This is a genomic window from Salinarimonas soli (assembly GCF_008386575.1).
GTDB classification, from domain to species: Bacteria; Pseudomonadota; Alphaproteobacteria; order Rhizobiales; family Beijerinckiaceae; genus Salinarimonas_A; species Salinarimonas_A soli.
Window position 1 is genome coordinate 434,113 of sequence record NZ_VUOA01000019.1, and the last position, 26,328, is coordinate 460,440.

A 26,328-nucleotide genomic window follows, 5' to 3' on the forward strand; every position below is an offset into this window, starting at 1 on the left:
AACGTCCGACGCCTGACCGGACGGGGATCACGATGGAGCCGAGCCTGCGAACGCCCGACGCCGCGAGCGCGCCGCTCGGCCACCCCGACGCGGACCTCCTGCACGCCATCATCGACCTCATCCCGGCCCGCGTCGTGTTCGTCGACGCGGACCACCGCTATCGCTACGTCAACAAGGCGTTCCTCTCCTTCGTCCGCCGCCCGGCCGAGGAGATCCTCGGGCGCTCCGTCGCTCAAGTTTTCGGGGAGGAGGTCTACGAGGCCTACAGGCCGCTCGAGCCGCGCCTTGCCGCGGGCGAGATGGTCTGGCGCGAGGGCTGGGTCGACTATCCGGGCCATGGGCGGCGCTACATCCAGGAGGGGCTCGCGCCCTACCGCTCGGGCGAGGTGTCGGGCATCCTCGCCTTCGCCCGGGACTTCACGGAGCTCAAGCAGAGCGAGGAGGAGCTCGCCCGGCGCCTCGATCGCCTTCAGGCGAGCGAAGCCCTCAACGCGGCGGTGGTCAACTCGGCCCTCGATTGCGTCATCGTCATCGACGAGGAGGGCTGCGTCCTCGAGTTCAACCCCGCCGCCGAGGCCACGTTCGGCGTGACCCGCGACGCCGTGATGGGCAAGCCCATCGGCGACATCATCGTGCCCCCGGCCCTGCGCCGCCGCCACGCGGAAGGGTTCAAGCGCTATCTCGCGACAGGGCAGGGCTCCGTCATCGGCCGGCGCATTGAGGTGGAGGGCATGCGGGCGGACGGGTCGGTGTTCCCCGTCGAGCTCGCGATCACCGAGGTGCGGCTGCCCGAGCGCCGCTTCTTCACCGCGTACCTTCGCGACCTCACGCCGGCCCGGGAGGCGGCGGCCGAGATCGAGGCGCAACGCACGCGCCTGCACCAGATGGAGAAGCTCTCGGCCATGGGCTCGCTGCTCGCGGGCGTGGCCCACGAGCTCAACAATCCTCTCGCCATCCTCATCGCGCAGGCGACGCTTCTCCAGGACAAAGCGCCCACCGACGACGTGCGGCGGCGCGCCGAGCGCATCCACGCCGCCGCCGGGCGCGCCGGGCGCATCGTGAAGAGCTTCGTCGGCATGGCGCGCCAGAAGCCGCCGCAGCGCGAGCCCGTGGACCTCAACGAGATCGTCGAGGCCGCCGCCGAGATGACGGCCTATGGCCGGCGCAGCGCCGGCATCGGGATCGAGCGGGCGCTCAGTCCCGGCCTGCCCGTGGTGAGCGCCGACAAGGACCTCCTGGGCCAGGTCGCCGCGAACCTCCTCCTCAACGCGACCCAAGTGCTGCTGGAGCAGGAGGGCGAGCGGCGCATCTTCGTGCGCACCCACATGGAGGCGGGCGCCGTCGTGATCACGGTCGCCGACAACGGGCCCGGCGTGCCGCCCGAGATCCGCGCGCGGATCTTCGAGCCTTATTTCACGACCAAGCCCGTGGGGGCTGGCACGGGCATCGGCCTGTCGATCTCGCGGGGCATCGTGGAGAGCCACGGCGGGCGCATCGAGGTGGGGGACCGGCCGGGCGGCGGGGCGCAGTTCCGCGTGGTGCTGCCCTGCGAGGCGGCGGTCCCGCAGGAGCCGGCGGCGGAGGAGGCGAGGGGGCCGTCCGGCCTCTCCATCCTCATCGTGGACGACGAGATCGACGTCGCGGGCTCGCTCGCCGAGATGCTGGAGGACATGGGGCACCGCACGCGGGTGCTGGAGGGCTCCGCTCCCGCCCTCGCCGAGCTCAATCGCGTCCGCTTCGACGCGGCGTTCTTCGACCTGCGGATGCCGGGCCTCAACGGGATCGAGCTCTGGCGGCAGGTCGCGGCGCGCGACCCGGCGCTCGCGGGCCGCACCATCGTCATGACGGGCGACATGGTGGCGGGCCCGGAGCTCGTCGGCGGGCCGGCGGGGGAGGGCGGGCCGATCCTGCTGGAGAAGCCCTTCACGGCGGAGAGCGTGCGCGAGGCGCTCGCCCAGGCGGAGGCCTCAGGCCCCGCCTGAGGCCTAGGCGCGGGGCTGGACGGGAAAACCTCCGGCGAGGCCGGCGGGCATGGCCCGTGATCCCTGGATCCTGTGATCCTCCCCGCGCGACCAGGCCTCGATGTGGCGGACGATGGCCGCGTTCACGGCCGCCGCGTGGGTGACCGGTCCCATGTGCCCGGCGCCGGGAACGGCGCGGGAGACGGCGTGGGGCAGGGCGCCCGCGAGAAGCCCGCAGATGCGCCGCGTGGTGGCGTTGGTGACGCCGCCATGCAGGACGAGGGTCGGGGCCGCGATGCCGGCGGCAAGCGCTGCGAGCGGGGTGTCGTCCTCGAAGGCGGGCGCCCATTCCCGGGCGGTCTTGGCGGCCGTGACGCGCAGCATGGCGCGAACCCCCTCGGGCGCCGCCGCCCAGGCGCCCGGGCCGTTCCAGTAGTCGAGATAGGGGCGGGCGGCGGCGTCTGCGTCGCCCCGCGCGAAGGCGGCGCGGAAGGTGTCGGCGATGCCCCGGATCTCGCCGTAGAGCGCCGCCTCGCCGGCAAGCCGCAGGAGCCAGAACGCGATCGGCTCATAGAGCGTGAGGCTGCGCAGGCGCACTCGGCCCTCCATGGCGAGCCGCAGCGCCGTGAGGCCGCCATAGGAATGGCCCACGAGGTGGACCGGACCGCCGCCCAGATGCTCCACGGCCTCGTCGAGGAGCGCCGTCTCGTCCCGGCTCGCAAGCTCGTCCGCCGGGTCCCAGGCCGACGAGCCGCCATAGCCCAGGAGGTCGGGCGCCGCGACCCGGTAGCGGTCCTGCAGCGCGGCCTGGAGGTCGCGCCACTGGCGCCCCGAGCTCGACGAGGCGTGCAGGAGGAGCACGGGCTCGCCGGAGCCGCTCTCGCGCAGGTGCATATGGAAGCGTCCGGCGGTCAGGATGGTCATGGGAACCTCGTAGGGATCATGGGACGTCAGGCGGCTGCGGCCGGCCGCAGGGCCCGGCACGCCTCGACCCGGTCGAGCCAGTTGCGGAAGAACAGGGCGGCGTAGGGCCGCCAGGACCAGCCCGGCCGCGCCATGAGCGGGGGATGGGCGGGCTTGCCGGCTGCGAGGTCGCGCTCGTATTCGAGCGCCAGCGTGTCGGCGTCGTATTCCAGGTGGTCGAACATCAGGACGGCCCGGTTGTCGGGATCGTCCACGAGGCAAGCGCCGCCCTCCGCCGAGCGGGCGAGCGGGGCGAGCCCGCACGCCGCCAGCGCCGTCTCGCACACGCCCGCATGGCGCGAGACGGGGGCCGGGAAGCGTGGGCCGAGCCCCATCGTCAGCGGCGAGGCGGGGGCGAGCACGTGCTGCTCGAACACCCCGAAGGCCTTGGCGGGCAGGAGGGTTTTCGGGATCCCGCGATTGATGTTGAGGGCCGCCTGCGCGGCCCAGCAGATGTAGAGCGTGCTGCCGGCGTTTGCCCGCGCCCACGTCACGATCTCGCGCATCTCGCGCCAATAGACGACGTCGGTGAAGGGCAGGGTCTCGACGGGCGCGCCCGTCACGACGAGCCCGTCGAAGGCCTCGTCCCGGACCTGCGGCCAGCGCCGGTAGAAGCGGGCGAGATGGGCCGGGTTCGCGGTGCGGGGCGCGTAGCTCCCGGGCACCACGAGGGTGAGCTCCACGTCGCACCCGCCGCCCGCGAGAAGCCGCGCGAGGGCAAGCTCGGTCGCCTCCTTGCGAGGCATGAGGTTGACGAGCGCGATGCGCAAGGCGCGCCCGCTTCCGGGACGGCCCGTGCGCGTCAGGCCCTCGGCGTCGAGAATGCGCGCGGCGGGCAGGCCGCTCGGCAGCGTGATCATGATGGCTCCTCCCCCAGGCGGGGCGGTCAGCGCGGGATGCGGGTGGTGTCCGCCTCGCCCTGGTGGGCGATCGAGGCGGCCTCGGAGCGGTGGAGGCCGATGTCGCTCAGCATGCGGTCGTCGAGGCCGTCGAGGGCGCGGGCGGTGCGGTGCTCCATCCAGCGGCGGCGCAGGAGGGCGACGGCGCGGCCGAGGGCCGGCGCCGAGACGAGGGTCATGGCGGTCATGGGGGTTCTCCCGTGGGGATCGAGGGCTCAGGCCGCGCGCGCCTGCGGGAGCATCGCCGCGCAGATGGCGCCGTAGGAGCTCGCCCAGGCGTCCTTCACCTCGGGCGTGAAGGCGGCGCCCAGGCCCTGCTCCAGGGTCCACAGGAGGGCCGTGCCGACGCTCGCGTAATGACGGGCCTCGACGCCATAGGCCTCGTGGCGCTCCGCGAGGTCGCGCAGGTTGTCGCTCACGGAGCCGAGATCGTCGAGGGCGCCCACCACGGCCGCGATCGCCGCCATGAGCTTGGCGCCTTGCGCCTGCATGTCGGTGCGCGCGAACAGGGGCCGCGTCGTGGGATCGACGAGGAACAGGCGCTCGTAGAACAGGGAAGCGGCCTGGTCGGCGATCGCGACGACCCCCGGAAGGGTGTCGCGCACGAGCTTGATCTGATCTTGACGCATGGGATGCTCCGAACCTTGGGAGCCTCACCATCGCGGCGCCGTGTTGCGGGGCGATGTCGCGCCGTCGCGGCTTTTTTACGTGGCCGATACCCTCCTGTTACAAGCTCCTCGCCCCCATGGCGCGGGCGCACGTCCCCGGCGGGCGCCGCCCACCCTCACGGACGGGCCGGCGCCTGCGATGGCTCCCTCGCCGAAACCCGGGGCGGATCTCGGCCGTCCCCGCTGCGAGAGGGCGCCCCAGCCGGTGCTGCCCTCTCGCGGTGTTCCGCGATCCCGTCCGGACCGGACGCTCAGGGCGCCTGGTTCGGCGGGGTCTGCCGGGTGGCGTCGAGGATGCGGGTCGCTTCGCCCTGGCGCTGGGTCAGCTCGCGCGCCGTTCCGGCGTCGAGACCGACCGGCGGCTGGCCGCCGTTCTGGCGCAGGAGCGTGCCCACCTCGGCCGCGGCGTCGTTGACCGCCCGGCGCGTCGTCGCGTTCGGGTTCGCCTTGTAGGCGTCGAGCGCGGAGCCGAGCGCGTCGTTGAGGCCGGTCGCGCGGGCCGCGACCCCGGGCTGGATCGGGCCCACCGCCGTGGGCGAGGGCTGGGGCGCCGCCGGCGTCGGCGCGGGCTGCGCAGCCGGAGCGGGCCGCGGCGCCGGGGCGGCCTGGTTGCTGTTTACGCCCGAGTACTTCTCGAACAGGTCCCGGACCGCGTCGCCGTTGCGCAGGACGGCCGGGTTGCCCGCGGACCGGTTGAGAAGAAGTTCGAGTTCGCGCTTGGCCATCTCCTGCGTCGCGGGCGGCTGCTTCGTGGTCAGGTCCCCCATGAGCTTCGCCAAGCTCTTGCGCACGTCGGGATCGGCCGGGTTGGCCAGAAGGCGGCTCTGCAGACCCCGCAACCCGTTCTGGGCCGTGTCGAGCCGGATCTGCTCCGGCGAGACGAAGAGGGGCGTGCCGCCGGGCAGAAGGACCGAGTCGAGGCCGCGCTCTCGCACCTGCTCCGCGCCTGCCAGACGCGTGGGGTTGTTGCCCATGGTCATGTCGTAGGTCGAGGAGTCCTGGCGGTAATTGGCCAGGGGGCTGTCGAAGATGTTGGCGAGGCGGAGGACGCCGCCTCGCTGCGTCAGGGCGGTGCCGGCGTAGGAGCCGTCCAACTCGGTCCCGTTGTCGAGCCGCAGCTTCGAGACGCCCTCGAGCTTGATGTTCGGCGCGAGGCTGAGCGTCGCCTGATGGTCGATGAGCGGGTTGTGGCCACCGCCGAAGATGGCGTGCGTGACCGAGGGCGGCGCATTCACGCCAGGCACGAGACCCTCTGCCGGGGTGACGCCCTGCCGCAGGCCGTCGTTGGGGAACAGGGTGGGATCGAGGCGGGGCCGCGTCGCGCCGAACGAGAAGCGGCTCGGCATGCCCGGGATGTTCGTGGGTGCAAGGTCGATGTTGATGAGGTCGCCCGAGTAGCGGACGATGCCGAGGGCGCCGTAACCGCGGGTGCCGAGTTGGAACCCTTCGCCGCTCGTGATCGCGCCGCCCTCCAGGCGGGCGCCGCCGCCGAAGGTCGCGAACTGGACTACGGCGTTGCCGCGGACCTGGAAGATCTCATTATAATCCTTGAGGCTGACGCTGTAGCCGGCGCCCGCGAGGGCTCCGCTGGCGCGGAACGTGACGTTGCGCGCCGCTTGCTGAGCTCCGTCAGCTCCTTCGCGCACGAACTGCGACGCGACCAGCTGATCCCACTGGATGGCGTTCCCGAAGTCGCCCCGGGCGATGGCCTGGGGACTGACGCCCTTGATCGTCGGCCCCGAATAGATGAACCCGATCCGGGCGTCGACCAGGAAGGTTTCCGACGTCCGGATTCCGAGGGCGCCCGGATTGATCGACTGGAGTTCGTTGGTCGAGAAGTTCGCGCTTTGCAGCATCACCTTCGCGTCCTTCTGCGACAGGGGCCGGATGTCGCCCGTGAACGAGGCCCAGCCGATCGCGCCGGGCAGAACCTGGGTCGCGGCCACCTGGCCCACCGTCCTGAGGTTGTCGAGCGTGCCCGTCACCATGCCCTGGATCGGGGCGACGATCGGCTCGGCGCGGGTCGCCACGTTGTTGAAGGCCGCGCCCGCAAGGTCGATGGCGCTCTGTGCCGCCTCCGACGTGCGCTGCACGATCGGCATGCGCACCCCCTCGTAGACGGTCCGCCCGACCTCGTTGCGGAGCGAGTTGCGCGGCAGTTCCTGGTTGAGGGGATCGGGGTTGCCGAGAAAGAGTTCGCGCGTGGTGAGGCGGACGTCGTTGCCGATCGGGTTGTTGTGGAAGAAGTCGTCCGCAGCCCGACCGACCGTGTTGCCCACCGCGTTGGTGAGCGGCTGGACCACCGTGTCCTTGGCAAAGCCCAGGACGGGGCGCGCCACGTTCTCGGCGGCTTCCAGCCCGCTCCGGATGAGCGGGCGCGCCACGCGGTTCACGAAGGGCTCGGTGACCCGGCCCAGGGCGTTCGGCACGGCGTCGCGGTACGCGTGCACGCCGTCGATCACGTTCTGGCGCAAGGACTCCGTGTTCTGCCAGCCCTGCTGGAGCAGGTTCGGCCGGTTCTCGCTCGCATCCTGGCGCTGGGCGCGGATGTAGTTGGTGTCGAGATTCAGCTGCTCCGTCACCCGGTCGAAGGCCGGGATGCGGCCCTGGCCGGGCTCGTAGGCGTCACGCCGGGCCTCGAGGCCGTTGTTGAAGTCCTCCAGGTTGAGGCGCAGCTCGCGCACCTTGGCGCTCATCGGCGGGCGTTCCACGTCGTTGAGGCGGTCGATGGCGCGGGGCGGCGTCTGGGCGACCTCGGACGAGGCAGTTCCGCCTGGCGCGATGAGCGCGCCGCCGGGGGTGGTGCCCGCCGTCCGGGGCGGGATCGTGGAGGCGTCGTCCGTGGTCGGAACCATGCGGTTCAGCTCGACCGGGGTGATCGGCTGGGCCTGCGCGCCGCCCACCGGCGACACCTTGCCGTCGGACGCGATACGGTAGACGTTCGTCGCCCCGCCCTCCGGCTTCTGGGCGTAGATGCTGCCGTCGCCGCGCTGCTCGACGATCTGGAGTGTCGGGTTGTCGTTCAGGACCGCGCGCTGCTCGGCCGAGGCCTCCACGCGCCGGCCGCTCATGGTGCGCAGCTCGGGGCCGTTCGGCCCGTCCGGCGGCGGGGGCGCGCCCGTGGCGGTGGGCCGGCGGGGCGGGTTGTTGTTGATGCCGCCGCTGCCGGGATCGGCCGGCGGCGTCTCGGCCCGACCGGTATTGGCCGGCGCGTTGGTGGAGACGGTCGTCTCGTTGCCGGACCGCGGGGGCTGCGTCGAGGACGTGACGCGCCCGCCGCCCTGGGGCGGCGCCTCGGTGCGGGCCTGCGGCTGAGGCCGGGTCGCGTCGAGGACACGGGTCGCCTCGCCCTGGCGCCGGGTGAGCTCGCGGGCCGTGGTCCCGTCGAGCCCCGCCGGGGGACGCCCGCCGTTCTGGCGCATGAGGGATCCCACCTCCGCAGAGGCGTCGTTCAGCGCCGCGCGGGTCGCCGGGCCCGGATTCGCCTTGTAGGCGTCGAGGGCTCCGCCGAGCTGGTCGTTGAGGGTCGTGGCGCGGGCCACGGCCGGCGGGACGGCGACGCGCGCGGGCGCGGCGGCTTGCGTGGTCTGTCCCGTGGTCTCGGTGCGGGCCGCCTGCGCCGGCCGGGTCGTCTGCGGCCGCGTGGCGTCGAGGACGCGGGTCGCCTCGCCCTGGCGCTGGGTCAGCGCGCGCGCCGTGGTGCCGTCCAGGCCCGCCGGGGGACGGCCCCCGTTCTGGCGCATGAGGGTGCCGACCTCCGCCGAGGCGTCGTTGAGCGCCGCGCGGGTCGCCGGACCCGGGTTCGCCTTGTAGGCGTCGAGGGCTGCGCCGAGTTGGTCGTTGAGGCCCGCGGCGCGGCTCACGGCGGGGGGCGGCGTGGGGCGCACGGGCGCGGCGGTCTCGGCCGCGGGGGTCTGGGCGCGCTGCGGCTGGGGCCGGGTCGCGTCGAGGAGACGGGTTGCCTCGCCCTGGCGCTGGGTGAGCTCACGGGCCGTGGTGCCGTCGAGCCCCGCCGGGGGACGGCCGCCATTCTGGCGCATGAGGGTGCCGACCTCCGCCGAGGCGTCGTTCACCGCGGCGCGGGTGGCGGGGCCGGGATTGGCCCGGTAGGCGTCTAGGGCGGCGCCGAGCTGGTCGTTGAGGCCTGTCGCCCGCGTCGCGGCCGGGGGCACGGCCGGTCGCGTGATCGCCGAGGACGTGTTGGTGCGCCCCGCCGAAGCCGTCTCGGCGCGGGGCTTGAGCTGCTCGGCGAGGCGCTGGGCCTCCGGGTTGTCGAAGGCGCGCAGGCGCTGGGCGATCTGCCCCGCCTCCTGCGGGTACTCGCGGGCGAGACGGTTCATGCCCTCCGGGCCGATCCGGTCGAGGCCGGCCTTGATCTCGGCGAAGTTGGCGCCCTCGAGCTTGGCGCCGAGGTTACGCCGCGTGGCGAGGGAGGCGGCGTTGTCGGCGGCACCCGTGCCGGCGCGTCCGCCCGGCGAGGGGGCGAGGAAGCCGCCCAGCAGATCGCCGAGCTGGAAGGCCCGGCTGTCCGGGTTGGCGCCCAGGTTGCGCGCGATGTTGTTCTGCAGGTTCTGGACGGCCGCCTGGCTGTTGTTGGCTTCGGTGAACTGGGTCCGGCGCTCGAAGTTCAGCGGGTTGGAGGGACCCGTGCGCGAGCGGTCGGCGGGATCGGCGACGTCGACGAGACGGTCGAGGCCGTCGGCGATGTTGCGGCTGAGGCCCACCGCGTTGCGGAAGAGCCCCTCCGGGATCCCCACCACCATCTTGGGCAGGTCGAAGGGAATGCCCGTGGCCACGCCGACGGCCGCGTCGCGCAGGTTGCCATTGGGGGTGCCGGCCGTCTGGCCCTGACGGATATTGGACGGCGCGTTGAGCTTCTGGGCCGCCTCGCTGAGCTTCGGCAGGATCTGGCCCTCGCGCCCGAAATCCTCGTCGCGCACCCGGCGGTTGGAGGAGAACACGAGCACGTCGCGTTCGATGCGGTTGGGCTGGAGCGACTGGGCGCGCACCTCCCAGGCCCCCGACTCGCGGTTCTGCACCTGGTAGACGGCGATCTCGCGCCCGCGCCAACGATTGCTCTGGAAGGTCTGGATCACCTCCGGGGTGCCGTAGCGGCTCGGGCGCTGGGTGGTCTCGGCGGCGCTGGTCTGGGTGGCGGCGTTGGCGCGGTTGGGCGAGGAGGCGTCGAGCTTCTGCTTGGCCTGAGCACGGTAGCTCGACAGGTTCTCCAGGGCGGCGCCCGATAGCTGCTCCACCTGGTCGTTCCGGATCCGGCCGGCGAACGCGTTCGCCTCGTAGGACGCGTTGTTCAACGCGCGCCGGGTCTCGGCGTTCGGGTTGTCGTTGTAGGCCTTGAGAGCGTTGCGCAGGGTGTCGACGTGGGTGGTGAGCGAGGCGTTGAGCTGACGCGCCTCCTGCTGCTGAGGCGTTTGTGTGGTCGCCTGCGCGGCACCCGCGCGGTTGGGCGAGGAGGCCTCCAGCTTCTGCGCGGCCTGAGCGCGGTAGCTCGACAGGTTCTCCAGGGCGGCGCCGGAGAGCTGGTCGACCTGATCGTTCCGGATCCGGCCAGCGAACGCGTTCGCCTCGTAGGAGGCGTTGTTGAGCGCCCGCCGGGTCTCCGGGTTGGGGTTGTCGTTATACGTCTTGAGAGCGTTGCGCAGGGTCTCGACGTGAGTGGTGAGCGAGGCGTTGAGCTGGCGCGCCGCCTGCTGCTGCTGGTTGGCCTGCACGCGGTTGGGCGAGGAGGCGTCGAGCTTCTGCGCGGCCTGGGCGCGGTAGCTCGACAGGTTCTCCAGGGCGGCGCCCGAGAGCTGGTCGACCTGATCGTTCCGGATCCGGCCGGCGAACGCGTTCGCCTCGTAGGACGCGTTGTTCAACGCGCGCCGGGTCTCGGCGTTCGGGTTGTCGTTGTAGGCCTTGAGAGCGTTGCGCAGGGTGTCGACGTGGGTGGTGAGCGAGGCGTTGAGCTGACGCGCCTCCTGCTGCTGCTGGTTCACCCGCCCGGCATTGTCGAGGCGGTTCTTGGACTGGTCGAGGAAGCTGCGCAGGTTCGCCTGAGTGGACTGATTGATCCGCCCCTGGTTTTCCGCCAGGAAGTCGTTGGCCTCCTTGCGGACGGCGCGCAGCTCGTCCGCCGAGACGGTGCCGCCGTTGAAGCCCCGGAGGCTGTCGCGCAGGTCGCGCACGAGCTGGGCGCCCTTCTGGTTCCGGGCCTCGGCCTGCTGCGCGGCCTGAGCCTGCTGGGCCCCGAGCCGGCGGTCGATCTGCTTGAGGAATTCCTCCTGGTTCGCCTGAAGCTCCTTGGGGAGGCCCGAGCCCATGGTGGACACGAGCGCGCGGCGGGCGTTCTCGAGGTCGGTCGCCGTGAGGGCATTGCTGTTGAAGCCCTGGAGCGCCCGGCCCGCGTTGCGGACGGCTTCCCAACCGCTGCTGATCTGAGCCGCCGAGGCGGTGCCCGTCGTCGCCTGAGCCAGGAAGTCCGTGCTGCGCTGGCCTCCCACGTTCATATCACGCGAGGGGCCCATATCAGTCCGCGGCAGAACGCTCATCGATACCTCCATCCGTTGGAGGTATGATTAAATCAGCTAACGATGCATGCAAGCAGTTTTGAATAACAACTAATTATGTTGCATGCTTTAAAGAATGCTCTCCTTGTCATGTCCCCAATCAGCTTGCCCCTCCAAGAGACACGAAAGGCTGGTGCGACGCCAGCACCGGCCTCCCGTCCGGCGTCCATCGCGCGCGCTAGCGCGCCGCCGTGACCCCCTGCAGGAAGCGCCCGATGCTGCCGCGCAGCTCGCCGCCGCCCCTCGTGAGGCTGCGGGCCGCCGCGTCGACCGTGCCCGAGGCCCGCTCGGTGCTCTCCATGGAGGCCACCAGCTCGCCGATATGCCGCGACACCGCGCCCATCCAGCCCGAGGTCACGGCGGCGTCGCCCGAGATCTGGTCCATCGCCCCCGTCTGCCGGGCGACGGCGGACGCGACCTGCGCGGTCACCGACTCGATGGCGCCGATGCTCGTCGAGAACGCCGTGATGGAGGCGGCGGCCGAGGTGGCGCCCGCCTGGATGGCGGCGATCTGCTCCGCGATGCGATGGGTCGCCGCCGCCGTCTGGCCCGCGAGCGCCTTCACCTCGGAGGCCACCACCGCGAAGCCCTTGCCGGCCTCGCCCGCGCGGGCCGCCTCGATCGTGGCGTTGAGCGCCAGCAGGTTGGTCTGCTCGGCGATGGACCGGATGAGGGTCACCACCTCTCCGATCGTGTCCGCCTTCAGGGCGAGATCGTGCACGAGCCCGCCCGTCGCCGCATTGGTCTCGCTCGCCTCTCCCACGATCCGCCGGGCCTCGCCGATCTGGCGCTCGATGTCGCCCACCACCCGGGCCATGTCCTCGGCGGCGCCCGCCACGTTCTCCACTTGCGCCCGCGCCGCGGCGATCTCTTCCACCGCAGCGCCGGTGAGATGGCGGGAGGTGCCGATAGCCTCGGCCAGCGAGCGCGCCGCCGCCTCCAGCGAGTCGCTCTCGCGGCCGACGCCGTCGACGAGGCGCTCGGTCTCGAGCCGGAACTCGGCGATCATCCGCGCGACCCGGGCCTCGCGCTCGGTCTTGCTGCGCTGCTCGGCATCCGAGGCCTCCTGGAGCCGCATCCGGTCGACCATCGCGGCCTGGAACACGGCGATGGCGCGCGCGATGGCGCCGATCTCGTCGCGGCGCCGGGCATGGGGCACGTCGAGGTCGAGGCGCCCGTCGGCGAGGGCCTGCGTCGCCCGGGACAGGTCCACCATCGGCGTCGTGAAGCGCCACAGGAGCAGGGCCAGCACGCCGTTGAGGAGGAGGAGGAACCCGCCGCCCAGGGCCAGGGCCGCCGTGATGCTGTCGCGGGTCCGCGCGCTCAGGCGCTCGGTCGAGTAATGCGCCACGAGATAGCCCACCACGCGCTGACGGGCGACGGGCGGGCGCAACGCCACCACCTCGGTGAGGCTCGCGGGGCCCGCGACGAGCCGCAGGTCCCCCGCGCCGAGCACCTCCTTGACGCCGCCGCCGAGCCAGCCCTGGACCGTGTCGAGATGCAGCTCGTCCTCCACGGCGTCGTTGCGGCCCACCCTGAGGCGCACGAAGAGATCGGGCCCCAGGATGACGGCTCCCACGAAGTCCGCGTCCGTGCGCAGCGCCGTCGCGAGATATTCGGCGGTCGAGGGATCGCTCATGTGAAGGGCCTGGGCTGCGCCGTCGCGGATGGGGGCCATGGTGGCCGCGATCTTCTCGGCCAGCCCCTCGGTCGCCTTGCGCCGCTCGTTCGAACCATAGATCATGACGGCGGACGCGATCGCCGCCGCGACGACCGCGTTGATCGCGAGGGTGATGCTCCAGCGAAGCGAACGATGTTTCCACATGTGCAGACGGGTCCTCCTGCGCGTGGAACTTGTGGCTTGCGTGTAAAGAATCCCTTTCTGTTTCTCTGCTCTAAGCGATGGCTTGCGGCAGTTGCGGCATGCGGGGGTTCCCCCATGCGGCTCTTGTATGGGTTGCGACGATGGATGAACCGGGACGTACCCTCCTGTCGCGGATCGAGGCGCTCCGGGACGACCTGACCCCCTCCGAGGCGCGCGTCGCCGACGTGGTTCTCGCCAGCCCGCACCGGGCCATCGAATGGTCGATCGGCGCGATGAGCACGGCGGCGGACGTGAGCGAGCCCACCGTGGCGCGGTTCTGCAAGTCGCTCGGCTTCTCGGGGCTCAAGGAGTTCAAGATCCAGCTCGCCCGCAGCCTCGGCGAGACGGTGGGGACGCCGTTCGTCCACCAGGACGTCACCCCCGACGACAGCGCCGGCGACGCGGCCCTCAAGGTGATCGGGCGGGCGGTCCACGCCCTGGAGGGGTTCGGAAGCCGTCTCGACAGCGGCGTCCTGAAGAGCGCGGCGGTGGCGATCACACGGGCTCGGCGGGTCGAGTTCTACGGGCAAGGCAATTCCGGCGTCGTGGCGCTCGACGCGCAGCACAAGTTCTTCCGCCTTGGGCTCGCGACGGCCGCCTACAGCGATCCCCACGTCCATGCCATGTCGGCGGCGCTGCTCGGCCCCGAGGACGTGGTCGTCGCGATCTCGGCGGGCGGGCGCACCCTCGACCTCATCCGCTCGGTGGAGATCGCGAAGGCCGCGGGCGCCACGATCGTGGGCCTCACCACGCGCGGCTCGCCGCTCGCGCGCCATTGCGACCTCACGATCGCGACCGACGTGGAGGAGGACGCGGACATCTATGCTCCCATGACCTCGCGCCTCGTGCACCTGACGGCCATCGACGTGCTCGCCGCCATCGAGGTGGGGCCGAAGCTCGCGGGTCATCTGGAACGCGCCAAGCAGAGCGTTCGTGAGAAACGTGCCGCCCGCTGATATGCTCGTAAAACGATTGATTGAAAGCTACATCGTTTTGTATCAAATAGACGTGAGCGTTGCGGCGCTCATCCTCCCTGACTCGGGGCGCGGGCTCGGCACCGGTCGAACCTGCGCCCCATCTTTCAGAGACCCACGATGATGGACCTCGAGCTGCCGGTCGTGCCGGAGCGGACCCCCGTTCCGACCTTCGATCTCGTCATCGCGGGGGCCAGCGGGGATCTCGCGCTGCGCAAGCTCTTTCCCGCCCTGGCCCATCGCGTCGCGGAGGGCGTGATCCCCCGCGACAGCCGGGTGATCGGCCTCGTGCGTTCCCACGATCCCGGCGACGGGCTGATGCGCACCGTGGAGGCCCGCCTGCAAGAGGAGGGCCTCAGCCGCGCCCAGGCCGAGGCCTTCATGCCCCACCTGGAATTCGTGCGCACCGACGTGACGAATCCCGAGAGCATGACGGCCCTGAACGAGCGTCTCGGGCCGCCGGACCGGGTGCGCGCCTTCTACCTCGCCACGCCGCCGCAGCTCTTCGCGCCCGCAAGCCGCGCCCTCGCCGGCGCGGGGCTCCTCGACGGCGAAGCGCGGCTGATCCTGGAAAAGCCCCTGGGCAAGGATCTCGCCTCCGCGAAGGCCATCAACGAGGCTGTGGCCGAGGTCCTGCCGGAGCGGCGCACCTACCGGATCGACCATTATCTCGGCAAGGAGACGGTGCAGAACCTCCTGGTCCTGCGCTTCGCCAACACCCTGTTCGAGCGCTCCTGGTCGCAGCGCGACATCGACCACGTCCAGATCACGGTGGCCGAGACCGTGGGGCTGGAGAAGCGGGCCGACTACTACGACGGCGTGGGCGCCCTGCGGGACATGGTGCAGAACCACGTCCTCCAGCTCCTGTGCCTGTTCGCCATCGAGCCGCCCAACACCCTCGACGCCGACGCGGTCCGCGACGAGAAGGTGCGGGTCCTGCGGGCGCTGCGCCCGATCCATGGCGCCGACGTCCTCCAGCGCACGGTGCGGGGCCAGTATGTCCGGGGCTCGTCGAACGGGCAGGCCGTGCCGGGCTATGCCGAGGAGCTCGGCCGGGCGAGCGGCACCGAGACCTTCGCGGCCCTGCGCTGCGATCTCGACACCTGGCGCTGGGCCGGGGTTCCGATCTATCTGCGCACGGGCAAGCGCATGGGCGCGCGCTATTCCGAGATCGCGGTCACCTTCAAGAGCGTGCCGCATTCGATCTTCGGCGGCGACCGGCGCGACGGCCTCGCCCCCAACCGCCTCGTGATCCGCCTCCAGCCCAATGACGGCGTGCAGATGCACCTCATGATGAAGGTGCCCGGCAGCGGCCGCCTGCAGCTCGTGCCCCGCACCCTCGACCTGCGCTACGACACCGCCTTCAACGAGCGCACCCCCGACGCCTACGAGCGCCTCCTCACCGACGTGATCCGCGGCGACCAGACCCTGTTCATGCGCCGCGACGAGGTGGAGACCGCCTGGGGCTTCGTCGATCCCATCATCGGGGGCTGGCGTGACTATTACGCGACCCCGCATCGCTACCCCGCCGGAACCGCCGGCCCCTCGCAGGCGGTCGGCCTGATCGAGCGCGACGGCCGCAGCTGGTCCGAGCCGGAGCTGCGCGGATGAGCGCCCGCATCGCGGTCCGGCGTTTCCCCTCGATCGAGGAGGCCTCCGCCCAGCTCGCGGAGGACGTGGCGGACGAGCTCCGGCGCGTGCTCGCGCGGGCGGGGGAGGCCACGCTGGCGGTGCCCGGCGGCACCACCCCGGTCCCGTTCCTTGAGCGTCTCGGCGCCCAGGGCCTCCCCTGGGAGCGCGTTCTCGTCCTGCCCACCGACGAGCGCTGCGTGCCCCCCGACCATCCCCGGTCGAACGAGCGGATGATCCGCGCCGCGCTCGCGCCGGTTCGCGAGGGCCGCGCCCGATTCATGCCCCTGAGGACTGAGGACCCCGACCCGGCGGCCGCCGCGCGGGTCCTGTCGGGCGCGATGGCGGGCCGGGGGCCGATCGACGTCTGCGTGAGCGGGATGGGCGAGGACGCGCACGTGGCCTCGCTCTTCCCAGGCCATCCCGCCCTGTCGGGGGACGGGGAGGGGGCGCCCGTCGTGGTGGCCCGGCCGGATGGGCTCGATGCGCGGCTGAGCCTCGGGCCTTCCCTGCTCGCTGGGGCCCGCATGCGGGCCCTGCTCATCGCGGGCCTTGCCAAGTGGGCCGTGCTGCACGAGGCGCTGGAAAGCGAAAACCGGTCGCGCTACCCGGTCCGCGTGCTGTTCGGGGCTCCCGGGTCTCTTAAGGTTTATTCTGCAACCTAGCGTCTTGACGCAATTGTCGCGCGACCTCGATAAAAGGCCGTGCTAATTGCGAAAAGCCTTGCCGCAAGGGAGCCGATGTCATAGAGCTACATAAAAATGTAGCTCAACACCCTAACCTTCCCGGTCAGGGCAAGGACGGGCACTGTCGAGGAAACGAGGAGGAACTCAAACGATGCGTATGTTGGTGATTGGCGGTCTGGCCGCGGCGATGATGGCGGGCGTGTCGGCCCCCGCGGCCGCTCAAGGGACGCTCAACCTGTATTGCTCCGTGCAGGTGGAGTGGTGCCAGGCGGTCGCGACGAACTTCCAGCGCGACACCGGGATCCGGGTCAACATGACCCAGAAGGGCTCGGGCGAGACGCTCGCGCAGATCCGCGCCGAGGCGCAGAACCCGAAGGGCGACGTGTGGTTCGGCGGCACGGGTGATCCGCACCTGATCGTGGCCGAGGAAGGCCTGAGCGAGGCCTATCAGTCGCCGCGCAACAAGGAGCTTCAGGACTGGGCGCTCAAGCAGTACGAGGCCGCCAAGGGCCGCTCCGTCGGCGTCTATTCGGGCGCTGTGGGCTTCGGCTACAACAAGGAGCTGCTCGGCAAGAAGAAGATCGCGGCGCCCGCGTGCTGGGCCGACCTCGTGAAGCCCGAGTACAAGGGCGAGATCCAGGTCGCGAACCCGAACTCCTCCGGCACCGCCTACGTGATCATCGCCACGCTCGTCCAGCTCATGGGCGAGGAGAAGGCCTTCGATTACCTCAAGAGCCTGAACGCGAACGTGAACGCCTATGCGCGCTCGGGCACCGGCCCGATCAAGGCGGTGGCGCGCGGCGAGACGGGCGTCTCCCTGTCGTTCATGCAGGACGCAGCGACCGAGGTGACCGCCGGCTTCCCCGTGGGCTACAACGCGCCGTGCGAGGGCACCGGTTACGAGATCGGCTCCGTCTCGATCATCAAGGGCGGCCGCAACACGGACAACGCCAAGAAGTTCGTCGACTGGGCCCTGAGCCCCGAGGCTCAGAAGATCGGCTACGAGGTCGCCAAGCAGTACCACATGCCCTCGAACAAGAGCGCGCCTCTTCCCCCCGGCGGCCCCGACTTGACCAAGATGAAGCTCGTGAATTACGACTTCAACAAGTACGGTCAGGCCTCCGAGCGCAAGCGCCTCCTCGAGCGCTGGGACCGCGAGATCGGCTCGCTCCCCCGCTGACGCACGGGACCGCATGACGGTCTAAGGTCAGCCGTCGCCCGTGGGCGGCGGCTGGTTCCTATCCAGCATCACGCGAGTTCGCCATGAAACGAATCGACCCCGCCGTCGCCTGGTGGTTTGTCGCGGCGGTGGGCCTGTGCCTGCTGCCCTGGTACATGGTCCAGGACGGGTTCCTGAGCGCCCTCCCGGCCTTCGGCACGGGCGATCCCGAGGCGGCGTCCGCCGCCGTCCAGGTCTTCTCGCGGGGCCGCTGGTGGTTCCTGCCCATGTTCGCCGCCCTCGCCATCGGCGCGGCGGGCTTCCTCTCGGCACGGCGCGAGACGCGTGCGATCGCCTTCATCGCCGGCGGTGCCCTCGGGGTCGCGGGTCTCGTCCTCCAGGCCTGGTTCATCGGCCTGCGGGGCTGGACCTACCCCTGGCTTGTGGCCCTGTTCGGCGAACTCGGCGACCGGCAGTTCGGCGTCGGCGTCGGCGGCGCCCTCGCCTTCGGAGGCTTCCTCCTGCTCCTCACGGAAGGGCTCGCGGTCCGCGGCTATTTCGGCGGCGACCGCTTCGTCTCGGGGGCGGTGGGCGTCCTCACCGCCTGCATCGCCCTCTTCACCATCTGGCCTGTGGCGATCATGCTGGGGCAGAGCCTCACGGCCTCCGCCGACCAGACGCTCCTGACCTCCTTCCTTCAGCGCTTCGCCACAGGCAAGAACTGGGGCCTGGCCTGCCTGTCCGGCGGCGGCTCCTGCGGCGTGGCCTGGAACACGCTGGCCCTTGCCACCGCGACCGCGACCTCCTGCACGGTGCTTGGCCTCGCCTTCGCGCTCATCACGGTGCGCACGGGCTTTCGCTACAAGAAGTTCCTGCGCCTGCTCACGATCCTCCCGATTATCACGCCCTCCTTCGTCGTGGGCCTCGGCCTGATCCTCATCTTCGGGCGCTCAGGGATCGTGAACCAGCTCGTCGAGTCGGTGACCGGCGCCAATATGGGCCGCTGGATCTACGGCTTCGGCGGCGTCTGGCTCGCCCAGACCTTCAGCTTCACGCCCACCGCCTTCCTGGTGCTGATCGGCGTCGTCGAGGGCCTCTCCCCCACCATGGAGGAGGCGTCCCAGACCCTGCGCGCCTCGCGCATGCGCACCTTCAAGAAGGTGACGCTCCCGCTGATGATGCCGGGCCTCGCCAACGCCTTCCTGGTCTGCTTCGTCGAGAGCCTCGCGGATTTCGGCAACCCGATCATCCTCGGTGGCTCGTTCGGCGTGCTCTCCACGGAGATCTTCTTCGCGGTGGTGGGCGCGCAATCCGACTTCGGCCGCGCCGCGACGCTGGGCCTGATCCTGCTCGGCTTCGCCGCCACCACCTTCTTCCTCCAGCGGCGGATCGTCGGGACGAAGTCCTACGTGTCCATGTCGGGCAAGGGCGACACGGGCCTCGCCCAGCCCTTGCCCCGCCCGGTGCGCACCTTCGCCTTCGCGGTGGCGATCCCGTGGTCGATCCTCACAGTGACCGTCTACCTGCTCGCCCTCATGGGCGGCTTCGTGAAGGTGTGGGGACGCGACTGGACGCCGACGCTCTCGCATTTCGGCCGCGCCTTCGCGATCGAATGGGGGCCGGGCGGCATCATCTGGGCCGGCGGCGCGTGGAACTCCCTGTTCACGACGATCAAGCTCGCCGCCATCGGGGCGCCGATCACCGCGATCATCGGGCTGCTCGCCGCCTGGATCTTCTCGCGCAAGAACTTCGCCGGCCGCGGGATCCTCGAATTCGCCCTGATGCTCACCTTCTGCGTGCCGGGCACCGTCATCGGCGTCGCCTACATCCTGACCTACAACATCCCGCCCCTCGAGATCACGGGCACGGCGACGATCCTCGTGATCTGCTTCGTGTTCCGCAACCTGCCCGTGGGCGTGCGCTCGGGCGTCGCGGCGCTGAGCCAGCTCGACAAGAGCCTCGACGAGGCCTCGGTCATGCTGCGCGCCTCGTCCTTCCGGACGCTCACGAAGGTCGTGCTGCCCCTCATCAAGCCCGCCATCGTCACCGCGCTCGTCTATTCCTTCGTGCGCGCCATGACGACGGTGAGCGCCGTGATCTTCCTGGTCTCGGCCGAGTACGAGATGGCCACGGTCTTCATCATCAACCGCTCGATCAACGGCGATTACGGGCTCGCGATCGCCTATTCGGCCGTCCTCATCGTCCTGATGATGGCCGTGATCGGGCTCATCCAGCTGGGCGTGGGCGAGCGGCGCCTGGGCCGCCGCAAGGCGCTCGCCCCCACTCCCGTCCTCAAGCCGGCGCAGGAAATGCCATGAGCCAGACCAAGAAAGCCGCGGACGTCGTTCTCCAGGGCGTGACCAAGCGCTACGGCGCGGTCACCGCCGTGAAGCCGCTCAACCTGCACATCAAGGCCGGCAACCTCGTCACCCTGCTGGGGCCCTCGGGCTGCGGCAAGACCACGTTGCTGCGCATGATCGCGGGCCTGGAGCGCGTCACCGAGGGGCGTCTCCTCATCGGCGGGCGCGACGTCACCGACATGTCGGCGGGCGAGCGCAACGTCTCGATGGTGTTCCAGTCCTACGCCCTGTTCCCGCACATGAGCGTGCGCGAGAACGTGGCCTACGGGCTGATCTCCGGTGGCGTGGCGCGGCGCGAGGCCCTGGAGAAGGCGGAAGGCGCGCTCGCCACCGTGGGCCTCAAGGGCTTCGGCGACCGCCTGCCATCCGAGATGTCGGGCGGCCAGCAGCAGCGCGTGGCCGTGGCCCGCGCCCTGGTGCTCGAGCCCGACGTGCTGCTCTTCGACGAGCCCCTGTCGAACCTCGACGCGCGTCTGCGCCGCTCGATGCGCGAGGAGATCCGCGCCCTGCAGCAGCGCCTAGGCCTCACCGTGGTCTACGTCACCCACGACCAGAGCGAGGCGCTCGCGGTCTCCGACCAGATCGTGGTGATGCGCAACGCCGAGATCGCCCAGGCGGGCTCGCCGCGCGAGCTCTACGAGGCGCCCGAGAACGTGTTCGTGGCCACCTTCATGGGCGAGGCCAACCACGTGAAGGGCGTCCTGCGCGACGCCTCGCCCGGCGAGGGCATGGTGCAGCTCGGCGACCTCGCCATCCGCCTGCCCCACAAGGGGCTCAGCGAGGGCGAGGTCGACGTGGTGATCCGCCCCGAGGCGATCATGCTCACGGAAGCGGGCGCGGGCGGCGTGCTCACGGGCACCGTCGCGACGGCCACCTATATGGGGGCTCACGCCGAGTACAACCTCGACACGCAGGTCGGCCGGCTCTTTGCCATCGCCCCCGAGGCCACGCGCCTGCGCCGGCCCGGCGAGCAGGTGGGCGTGCGCCTCGCCGACCACGGCGTCTTCGCGGTCCGCGCCGGCTGAGGGCCCGCCGCATCGACGACAGGGCTCCGCCCGGCCGCCAGGTCGGGCGGAGCCCCATGCCGTGCCTTTGCGGGGGGCGGCTCCGGCAGGATCGGCGGGTCGGCGCGACGGGATGGACCTGAAACGGGCTTGTAAGCGTGCTACGGATTGATGTAGTGTAATCACATCAAGGCCGGGCGATGCCTGCCCGCCGTCCCGACAGCCGCCGGCCTTCCTGCCGGCCCACCGGACACCTGCCATGCCCCGCACCGCTCCCTCGGCCGTTCTCCAGTCGGTCGCCGCCCGCATCGAGGAGCGTTCGGCCGAGACCCGGGCCGACTATCTCGACGGGCTCGCCGCGACGAGGCGGCACAACCCGCCCCGGCGCAAGCTCTCCTGCGGCAACCTCGCCCACGCGGCGGCGGCCTGCGACGCGCACGGCAAGGCGGCGCTCACCCGCGGCAGCGCGCCCAATATCGGCATCGTCACGTCCTACAACGACATGCTGTCGGCCCATCAGCCGCTCCAAACCTACCCCGATCTCATCAAGGCGGCGGCGGGGGAATTCGGCGCCACGGCCCAGGTCGCGGGCGGGGTGCCCGCCATGTGCGACGGCGTCACGCAAGGCCAGCCCGGCATGGAGCTGTCCCTGTTCTCCCGCGACGTGATCGCCATGGCGACCGCCGTCTCCCTGTCGCACAACGTGTTCGACGCCGGCCTCATGCTCGGCGTCTGCGACAAGATCGTGCCGGGCCTCCTCATGGGGGCGCTCGCTTTCGGGCACCTGCCCGCGGCCTTCGTGCCGGCGGGGCCCATGCCCACGGGCCTCTCCAACGACGAGAAGACCCGCGTGCGCCAGGCCTATGCGTCGGGCGAGGTCGGCCGCGAGGCGCTCCTCGACGCCGAGATGAAGAGCTACCACGCGCCGGGCACCTGCACCTTCTACGGCACGGCGAACTCCAACCAGATGCTCATGGAGATCATGGGCCTGCACGTGCCGGGCACCGCCTTCGTGCCGCCGGGCACGCCGTTGCGCGACGCGCTCACCCGGGAGGCCGTGCGCCTCGTCATGGAGCGCGCGGCGGCGGACGAGCCCCGGGGCATCGGCGAGTGGCTCGACGCGCGCAGCTTCGTCAACGCCATCGTCGGCCTGCACGCCACCGGCGGCTCTACGAATCACCTCATCCACCTCGTGGCCATCGCCCGCGCGGCGGGCTACGCGATCTCGTGGGAGGATTTCGCCGATCTCGCCGCGGTGGTGCCGCTGCTCGCGCGCATCTATCCCAACGGCTCGGCGGACGTGAACCAGTTCCACGCCGCCGGCGGCCTCGCCTTCGTGATCCGCGAGCTCCTCGACGCCGGCCTCCTGTTCGAGGACGTCGCGACGCTCGCGGGCGGGGGCCTTCGCGCCTATGCCCGCGAGCCCGTGCTGGCGGACGGGGCGCTGATGTACCGCGATCCCCCCGCCGTCTCGCCCCAGCCCTCGATCCTGCGCCCCGTCTCCGAGCCGTTCCAGGCCACCGGCGGCATCGCGCTCGTCACGGGCAATCTCGGCCGCGCCGTCGTCAAGACCTCCGCGGTGAGCGCCGACCGTCACGCCATCACGGCGCCGGCGCGGGTGTTCGAGTCGCAGGAGCACTTCCAGGCCACCTTCAAGGCGGGCGAGCTCGCCGGAGACATGGTGGTCGTGGTGCGCAACCAGGGGCCCATGGCGAACGGCATGCCCGAGCTCCACAGCCTCATGCCGGCGCTGGGCCTCATGCAGAACCGCGGCCTGCGCGTGGCCCTCCTCACGGACGGGCGCCTGTCGGGAGCCTCGGGCAAGGTGCTGAGCGCCCTCCACGTCACCCCGGAGGCGCGCGACGGCGGGCTCATCGCGCGGCTTCGCGACGGTGACGTGATCACCATCGACGCCAATGCCGGGCGCCTCGACGTGGCGGTCGAGCCCGCCGTGCTCGCCGAGCGCCCCGTGCCCGCTCCCAACGCCACCCCCGGCGACCGGGGCATCGGCCGCGAGCTCTTCGCTCCCTTCCGCTCGTCCGTCGGCCCCGCCGACCGGGGCGCGGCGGTCTTCTGGCACTGATCCCATGACCGCACCCATCGACCTCGCCGGCCTTCTCACGCGCACCCGCATCGTCCCCGTGCTCGTGGTGGACGACCTCTCCAGCGCCGTGCCGCTCGCGCGCGCCCTCGTGAAGGGCGGCCTGCCGGTGCTGGAGATCACCATGCGCACGCCGATCGCCCTCGACGTCGTGCGTGCCATGAGCGCAGAGGTGGAGGGCGCGGTGGTGGGCGTCGGCACGGTGCTGACGCCGGCCCAGCTCGCCGAGGCCGAGGCCGCGGGCGCCGCTTTCGCGGTCGCCCCCGGCGCCACCGACCGGCTCCTCGACGCGGCGGGCGCGGTGCCGCTCCTGCCGGGCGCCGCGACGCCATCCGAAAGCATGCGCCTCCTGGAGCGGGGCTATACGCTGCAGAAGTTCTTCCCCGCGGAGCCGAGCGGGGGCGCGGCCTATCTCGGGGCGCTCGCCTCGCCGCTGCCGCAGGTGCGCTTCTGCCCCACCGGCGGCATCACGGCCGAGACGGCGGGCGACTACCTGCGCCTGCGCAACGTGGCGGCGGTCGGGGGCTCGTGGATGGCGCCCGCGCGCCTCGTCTCCACCGCCGACTGGTTCGGCATCGAGCGCCTCGCCCGTCAGGCGGTGCACGCGCTGGGATAGGGCAGGGGCGGAGCGGTGCGCCTTTCCCACCTTCTAACCTCGTCCTGAGGTGCCCTGCGCAGCCCGGCCTCGAAGGGCGCTCCAGGGATCTTCCCCCGGCTGTGGCGGCGTCCTGCGTGCTTCGAGACGGCCTGCTTCGCAGGCCTCCTCAGCATGAGGGGGAGATATCTGGACAAGCGCGATACCCCCTCACCCCCGGCCCCTCTCCCCATGGGAGAGGGGAGCCACCCGAGACTTCATTCGGGGGAGCCTCGACGGGCGCTCCAGCGGTCTCAAGACGGCTGTGGCAAGCACCCTGCGTGCTTCGAGCCCCCCTTCGCAGGGCGCTTCAGCATGGGGACGGGAGGACGGCCCGTCGCTCCGGGCCGGGCCCTCAGGTCGCCGGCTTGATCTTCTTCGGGCGGCCGCGGCGGGCGGGGGCCTTGGGGGCTTCCTCGGCCGCCGGAGCGGGGGCTTCCTCGCCGGCGCGCTTGGCGCGCATCTGGCCCAGGCCGAGGGACTTGGCGAGTTCGGAGCGCTGCTTGGAATAGTTCGGCGCGACCATCGGATAGTCGTGCGGCAGGCCCCACTTGGCGCGGTACAGCTCGGGCGTCAGACCCATCGTGGTGAGGTGGCGCTTGAGCGAACGATATTGCTTGCCGTCCTCCAGGCTGATCAGGAAGTCCGGCGTGATCGTCTTGCGGATCGGCATGCGCGGCTCGAGCTTCACCGGCTCGGGCTCGGGCGGCGTGTCGAGGCCCTGGAGCGACTTGTGCACCGCGCCGATCAGGACGGGCAGCTCGGCCCGCGAAACCCTGTTGTGGGACACGTAGGCCGCGACGATGTCGGCGGCGAGACCAACGAAATCGATGGGCTCATTACCTTCGGATTGCATGGATCGACTTTCTTTCGTGAAATAACTTTGTTTCGCTTCATCAGGCCTCTTGTCAAGAGGCGCGAGAGCTTATGCCCCGTCACTTCATCCGGTCCAGGGCGTGCACGAGGAGCGCGATCGAGCCCATGGCAAGAAGGAGCGGGCGCCACAGCATGAACTCGGCGCCCGGCGGCGCGCCCGTCGCGGGTGCGCGGGCCGTCTCGGGGGGAGAGGCGGCGGGCGGGCGCTCGGTCCTGGCGAGCCTCGCCTCGGCGAGCAGGAGGCAGGCTTGCAGCCGGGCGCGGTCGCCGGTGGGGTTCGCGATGTGGTCGGCCATGCCGTGACGTTACGGCACAGCCCGTAAATGGCGGCTTTCGGCGATCCTCGAAAAGGCGCCGCATCGCCCATGTCAGGGCCGCCGCCGCTCGCGCTCGTTGCGCTGGAGCCGGGCCAGAAGCTCGGCGTGGTCGGCGGGGATCGGCGCTTCCGTCACGGGCATGTCGGCGCGCAGGGCCTTTCCGATGCGGTTTCGCGCCTCGCGGTCGAGCCGCGGGGGTGGATCGTCCTTCCGGTCAGCCATGGCACCTGCTTTCCTGCAATGCGCTCATGGTCGGCGGCTTTGGTAAAGACCGGGTTACCAGGTTGCAGAAGCCCGCCCGGTCCGGCCTATGCCTCCCGCCGGCGCTCGCGCTCCTTGCGGCGCAGCGCCAGGAGCAGGTCCACCTGGTCGTCGGGGATGGGGCTGCCCTCCGGGGGCATATGAAGGGTGCGCAGGAGATAGCCGATCCGCGTCTGGGTGCGCCGCTCGATGCGGGCGCGGGTCGGGGCGTTGGACTCGTCGGGCATGTCAGGCCTCTCGGGGGACAGGGCGCGAACCCAAGGAGGCTTCTGCAAAGATGGTTAACGAAGCGTTAAATTCCTTGCCGGCTCTGCCATTCGATGCCCGGCATCAGCGCGCGCGCCGGCCCTGCGGCATCGCGACCATGGCAAAACTGCCACGTTGGCGCGCTCTTTCACGGAACCCGCACGGCATTCCCACATTTGACTCGCATAGACCTGGCTCGGCCGTAAGCTGTTCCAGAGATTCGCGAACGGCTCACGACGTGAGCCAGAAAGTCGAGTGTCGGTGGGCGCGCAGATCCTTCCACTGCCCCTTCTCAGGCCGGGCCCGCCGGATCCAAGACGACTCGGCTTTCGTCTCAACCCCTCGACCGAATGCGTGACGGACGGCCTCTTGGCCGTCCGTTCTCGTTTGTGCCCCTTGATGCAGGGAGTATGAAGCCTTGAGCAAGCGCCAGGACAAATTGCGTCGCAAGAGCAACCGCCGTTTCGACGGCTCGGACATCGTGGAGCTTCACGCCGACCGCTTCATGCACGAGCGACAGCAGCCGCCGATCAAGCCCCTCAACGCTACCCAGGCCGATTACCTCGACGCCCTGGCCCGCGGGACGCAGACGGTGGTGCTCGGTCCCGCCGGGACCGGCAAGACCTGGATCGCCGCCACCTACGCCGCCGACCTCTACCGCGAGCGGCGCATCCGCAAGATCATCCTGACCCGGCCCAACGTTCCCGGCGGCCGGGGCTTAGGGTTCCTGCCCGGCACGCTGGAGGAGAAGTTCGGCCCCTGGGCCGCCCCCCTCATCGATGCGATCAAGGAGCGCATCGGCGCTGCGGCCTACGAGATCGCGCTCAAGAACGGCGACATCGAGATGGTGCCCTTCGAGGTGATGCGCGGGCGCTCGTGGAAGGACTGCTTCGTCCTCCTGGACGAGGCGCAGAACGCCACCCCCCACGAGATGAAGCTGTTCCTCACCCGCATCGGCGAGGAGTGCCGGGTGGTGATCAACGGCGACGTGAGCCAGTGCGACCTGCGCGAGGCCTCGGGCCTCGGCACGGTGATCCACCTCATCAAGTCGAACATGATGCCGGTGCCCGTGATCGAGTTCACCCAGGCCGACATCGTGCGCTCAGGGATCTGCGCCATGTGGGTCCGCGCGTTCCACGACGCGCAGATCTAGGCCTCAG

Annotated in this window: 20 protein-coding genes; 10 read left to right on the forward strand and 10 right to left on the reverse strand. The window is 71.0% G+C overall.

Annotation, left to right across the window (positions count from 1 at the left end; all coding sequences use genetic code 11):
• Positions 1–32 precede the first annotated feature (32 nt).
• Positions 33–1,982, forward strand: coding sequence for a hybrid sensor histidine kinase/response regulator (locus F0L46_RS11285; protein WP_149817472.1), 1,950 nt, complete (start codon positions 33–35; stop codon positions 1,980–1,982).
• Positions 1,983–1,985: 3 nt separating this feature from the next.
• On the opposite strand, the gene F0L46_RS11290 is transcribed toward F0L46_RS11285, so the two are convergent.
• From F0L46_RS11290 to F0L46_RS27050, 6 genes are all read right to left on the reverse strand, one after another.
• A complete protein-coding gene (locus tag F0L46_RS11290; protein ID WP_149817473.1) occupies positions 1,986–2,885 on the reverse strand; it encodes an alpha/beta fold hydrolase in 900 nt (299 codons plus the stop codon).
• A gap of 26 nt (positions 2,886–2,911) precedes the next feature.
• Positions 2,912–3,784: a homoserine O-succinyltransferase gene (locus tag F0L46_RS11295; RefSeq protein WP_149817475.1), complete on the reverse strand. Its 873-nt coding sequence runs from the start codon at positions 3,782–3,784 to the stop codon at positions 2,912–2,914.
• Positions 3,785–3,810: 26 nt separating this feature from the next.
• On the reverse strand, positions 3,811–4,011 hold the full coding sequence (locus F0L46_RS11300; protein ID WP_149817477.1) for a DUF1127 domain-containing protein: 201 nt from the start codon (positions 4,009–4,011) through the stop codon (positions 3,811–3,813).
• 27 nt (positions 4,012–4,038) lie between these two features.
• A complete protein-coding gene (locus F0L46_RS11305) occupies positions 4,039–4,452 on the reverse strand; it encodes a globin family protein (protein ID WP_149817479.1) in 414 nt (137 codons plus the stop codon).
• Positions 4,453–4,742: 290 nt separating this feature from the next.
• Positions 4,743–11,039 carry a hypothetical protein gene (locus F0L46_RS11310; protein ID WP_149817481.1) on the reverse strand — a complete coding sequence of 2,099 codons (6,297 nt, stop codon included), beginning with the start codon at positions 11,037–11,039 and terminating at the stop codon, positions 4,743–4,745.
• Between the two features lie 196 nt (positions 11,040–11,235).
• Entirely contained in the window at positions 11,236–12,882 is a 1,647-nt protein-coding gene (locus tag F0L46_RS27050; RefSeq protein ID WP_149817483.1) for a methyl-accepting chemotaxis protein, read from the reverse strand.
• Between the two features lie 140 nt (positions 12,883–13,022).
• On the opposite strand from F0L46_RS27050, the gene F0L46_RS11320 reads away from it, so the two are divergent.
• The 8 genes from F0L46_RS11320 (at position 13,023) to eda (ending at position 23,450) form a co-directional block, all read left to right on the forward strand.
• The gene (locus tag F0L46_RS11320; protein ID WP_149817485.1) at positions 13,023–13,877 is read left to right on the forward strand and encodes an SIS domain-containing protein; all 855 of its coding nucleotides are present in this window, start codon (positions 13,023–13,025) and stop codon (positions 13,875–13,877) included.
• 138 nt (positions 13,878–14,015) lie between these two features.
• Positions 14,016–15,506, forward strand: a complete 1,491-nt coding sequence (gene zwf, locus F0L46_RS11325) for a glucose-6-phosphate dehydrogenase (RefSeq protein ID WP_240539953.1) — start codon at positions 14,016–14,018, stop codon at positions 15,504–15,506.
• Positions 15,503–16,189: a 6-phosphogluconolactonase gene (gene pgl, locus F0L46_RS11330; RefSeq protein ID WP_149817486.1), complete on the forward strand. Its 687-nt coding sequence runs from the start codon at positions 15,503–15,505 to the stop codon at positions 16,187–16,189. The genes zwf and pgl overlap by 4 nt, the downstream gene beginning before the upstream one ends.
• 178 nt (positions 16,190–16,367) lie before the next feature.
• A complete protein-coding gene (locus tag F0L46_RS11335) occupies positions 16,368–17,390 on the forward strand; it encodes an ABC transporter substrate-binding protein (protein ID WP_149817560.1) in 1,023 nt (340 codons plus the stop codon).
• An 83-nt stretch (positions 17,391–17,473) separates the two neighbouring features.
• Positions 17,474–19,687, forward strand: a complete 2,214-nt coding sequence (locus tag F0L46_RS11340) for an ABC transporter permease (protein ID WP_149817488.1) — start codon at positions 17,474–17,476, stop codon at positions 19,685–19,687.
• Positions 19,684–20,754 (forward strand): ABC transporter ATP-binding protein, encoded by a 1,071-nt coding sequence (locus F0L46_RS11345; protein ID WP_149817490.1) that lies wholly within the window; start codon positions 19,684–19,686, stop codon positions 20,752–20,754. The genes F0L46_RS11340 and F0L46_RS11345 overlap by 4 nt, the downstream gene beginning before the upstream one ends.
• A 238-nt stretch (positions 20,755–20,992) precedes the next feature.
• Complete coding sequence (gene edd / locus F0L46_RS11350; protein ID WP_149817492.1) at positions 20,993–22,816, forward strand: phosphogluconate dehydratase; 1,824 nt, start codon at positions 20,993–20,995, stop codon at positions 22,814–22,816.
• A gap of 4 nt (positions 22,817–22,820) precedes the next feature.
• On the forward strand, positions 22,821–23,450 hold the full coding sequence (eda, locus tag F0L46_RS11355) for a bifunctional 4-hydroxy-2-oxoglutarate aldolase/2-dehydro-3-deoxy-phosphogluconate aldolase (RefSeq protein ID WP_149817494.1): 630 nt from the start codon (positions 22,821–22,823) through the stop codon (positions 23,448–23,450).
• A 373-nt stretch (positions 23,451–23,823) separates the two neighbouring features.
• Here eda and F0L46_RS11360 read toward each other — a convergent pair whose 3' ends face one another.
• The 4 genes from F0L46_RS11360 to F0L46_RS11370 form a co-directional block, all read right to left on the reverse strand.
• Positions 23,824–24,324, reverse strand: coding sequence for a Ros/MucR family transcriptional regulator (locus tag F0L46_RS11360; protein ID WP_149817496.1), 501 nt, complete (start codon positions 24,322–24,324; stop codon positions 23,824–23,826).
• Between the two features lie 79 nt (positions 24,325–24,403).
• Complete coding sequence (locus F0L46_RS11365; protein WP_149817498.1) at positions 24,404–24,640, reverse strand: hypothetical protein; 237 nt, start codon at positions 24,638–24,640, stop codon at positions 24,404–24,406.
• 72 nt (positions 24,641–24,712) lie between these two features.
• Positions 24,713–24,883, reverse strand: a complete 171-nt coding sequence (locus tag F0L46_RS26130) for a hypothetical protein (RefSeq protein WP_188311925.1) — start codon at positions 24,881–24,883, stop codon at positions 24,713–24,715.
• An 86-nt stretch (positions 24,884–24,969) separates the two neighbouring features.
• Positions 24,970–25,149, reverse strand: a complete 180-nt coding sequence (locus F0L46_RS11370) for a hypothetical protein (protein ID WP_149817499.1) — start codon at positions 25,147–25,149, stop codon at positions 24,970–24,972.
• Positions 25,150–25,673: 524 nt separating this feature from the next.
• On the opposite strand from F0L46_RS11370, the gene F0L46_RS11375 reads away from it, so the two are divergent.
• Positions 25,674–26,321 (forward strand): PhoH family protein, encoded by a 648-nt coding sequence (locus tag F0L46_RS11375; RefSeq protein ID WP_149817562.1) that lies wholly within the window; start codon positions 25,674–25,676, stop codon positions 26,319–26,321.
• Positions 26,322–26,328: the final 7 nt, after the last annotated feature.